3 protein-coding genes are annotated in these 2,291 nt (G+C 70.1%); all 3 read right to left on the reverse strand.

The window, feature by feature from the left end:
• The coding region (locus VLI41_RS14895; protein WP_325268871.1) for a phosphoglycerate kinase at positions 1–588 on the reverse strand (588 nt) is incomplete at its 3' end.
• A 121-nt stretch (positions 589–709) separates the two neighbouring features.
• A complete protein-coding gene (gap, locus tag VLI41_RS14900; protein WP_325268872.1) occupies positions 710–1,720 on the reverse strand; it encodes a type I glyceraldehyde-3-phosphate dehydrogenase in 1,011 nt (336 codons plus the stop codon).
• 72 nt (positions 1,721–1,792) lie between these two features.
• The coding region (locus tag VLI41_RS14905) for a GNAT family N-acetyltransferase (protein WP_325268873.1) at positions 1,793–2,291 on the reverse strand (499 nt) is incomplete at its 5' end.

The raw sequence follows: 2,291 nt of genomic DNA on the forward strand, positions 1-2,291 counted from the left end.
GGCGCCGCCGACGATGCCCATCACTGGCCGTTGCGGCCGCCCGAGCGCCTGGTCGAGCGCCTCCAGCTCGCGCCGCATCTGTTCGCCCGCATAGGCCGGGAGCAGATGCGCCAGGCCCTCCGTCGAGGCGTGCGCCCGGTGCGCCGCGGAGAAGGCGTCGTTGACGTAGAGATCGCCGTTCGCCGCCAGCGCCTTGGAGAAGTCGGGATCGTTCGCCTCCTCGCCGGGATGAAAGCGCAGGTTCTCCAGCAGCAGCACGTCGCCGGGCTTCATCGCGGCGACGGCGGCGCGGGCCGGCTCGCCGACACTGTCGTCGGCGAAGGCGACCGGCGCGCCGATCAGCTTCGACAGCGGCTCGACCACCGGCCGCAGGCTCATCTCCGGCACGCGCCGGCCCTTCGGCCGGTCGAAGTGGGCCATGAGGATGACCTTTGCGCCGGCTTTGCGGAGCTTCTCTATGGTCGGCAGGGCGGCGCGCAGCCGCGTGTCGTCGGCGACGCGGCCGGCCTCCATCGGCACGTTGAAGTCCACCCGCACCAGGGCGCGCCGCCCCGCGAGATGCGCCTCGTCCAAGGTGCGGAAGCTCATCGGAGCCCTTCACCGCTCGTTCCCGCGAAGGCGGAAATCCAAGCTGATCCAGCAGCGGGCGGAGAGGCCGCTTGGGTCCCCGCGTCCGCGGGGATGAGCGGAAGAGGCGGACGCATGGCGATCAGATCAGGCCGCCCATGTGGACCGCCACGTCGGCCATCCGGGTCGAGAAGCCCCACTCGTTGTCGTACCAGGAGAGCACCCGGCCCAAGCCGCCGTCGACCATCTGGGTCTGCGGCAGGGCGACCGTCGAGGACGCCGGGTTGTGGTTGAAGTCGTGGCTCACCAGCGGCTCCTTGGTGGTCGCCAGGATGCCCTTCAGCGGGTTGGAGGCCGCAGCCTTCTCCATCGCGGCGTTGATCTCGTCCACGCTCACCTTGCGGCCGGGCACGAACTTCAGGTCGACGACCGAGACGTTGGGGGTCGGCACGCGGATCGAGGAGCCGTCGAGGCGGCCCTGCAGCTCCGGGATGACCAGGCCCAGCGCCTTGGCCGCGCCGGTGGAGGTCGGGATCATCGACATCGCCGCCGCGCGGGCGCGGTAGAGGTCCTTGTGCAGGGTGTCGAGCGTCGGCTGGTCGCCGGTGTAGGAGTGGATCGTGGTCATGTAGCCGCGCTCCAGCCCGCAGAGCTCCTGGATCACCTTGGCCACCGGCGCCAGGCAGTTGGTGGTGCACGATCCGTTGGAGATGACGATGTCGTCCCCGGTCAGCGTGTCGTGGTTGACGCCATAGACCACGGTCTTGTCGACGCCGTCGGCCGGCGCGGAGACGATCACGCGCTTGGCGCCCGCCTTCAGGTGGGCGGCGGCCTTTTCCTTGGTGGTGAACAGGCCCGTGCACTCGAGCGCGATGTCGACGCCCATGGCCTTGTGCGGCAACTCCGCCGGATCGCGGATGGCGGTGACCTTGATCGGCCCGAAGCCCGCGTCGATCGTGTCGCCCTCGACCTTCACTTCGCCGGGGAAGCGGCCGTGCACGGAATCGTAGCGCAGCAGGTGGGCGTTGGTCTCTACCGGGCCCAGGTCGTTGATCGCCACCACCTCGATGTCGCGGCGGCCGTGCTCGACGATCGAGCGCAGCACCAGCCGGCCGATCCGGCCGAACCCGTTGATGGCGACGCGAACGGTCATCGATCTCCACTCCCTTCCTGACGCGCCCAGGCGCTGCAGTGGGCGGCCTTCTTGAAGCGCGCGCCCGGCAAGTCAACCCTTGAGAAGCGCCAAGGGATCGTGACGCCCTCGCCGAGGTCCCGCAGCGCGGCTTCCTAATTCGGCGCGCTCAGCCTTGTTCCCTGGCGCCAGGACGAAGCGGTGGACGATGCGCTCGGCGAGCGGGATCTCGTCCCACGCCTTCGGATCGGCCGCCGCGATCACCTTGCGCCAGAAATCGATGGCGGTGGGATTCGCCCGGTAGACCTGCAGCTCCCAGATTCCGGCCGTCCTCGCCAGGGCGGCGAGCGCGGCGGCGCGTCCCAGGCCCTCTCGCCGCCGCTCGGGCACGATGCAGAACTCGGCGATCGCGCGGTCGACGCCCAGGCCCGACGGCGAGTGCAGATTGAGGAGCACGAAGCCGGCGCGCGCGCCATCCGCCAGGATCCACAGCGGCTCGCGCCCGGGCTCGGTCCAATAGAGGTCGAAATAGGGCTGATCGAGCGGATCGCCGTGGCGCCGCTCGGGATCGGCCAGATCGGCGTGGGCGATC

Source organism: Phenylobacterium sp. (assembly GCF_035475775.1).
GTDB lineage: Bacteria > Pseudomonadota > Alphaproteobacteria > Caulobacterales > Caulobacteraceae > Phenylobacterium.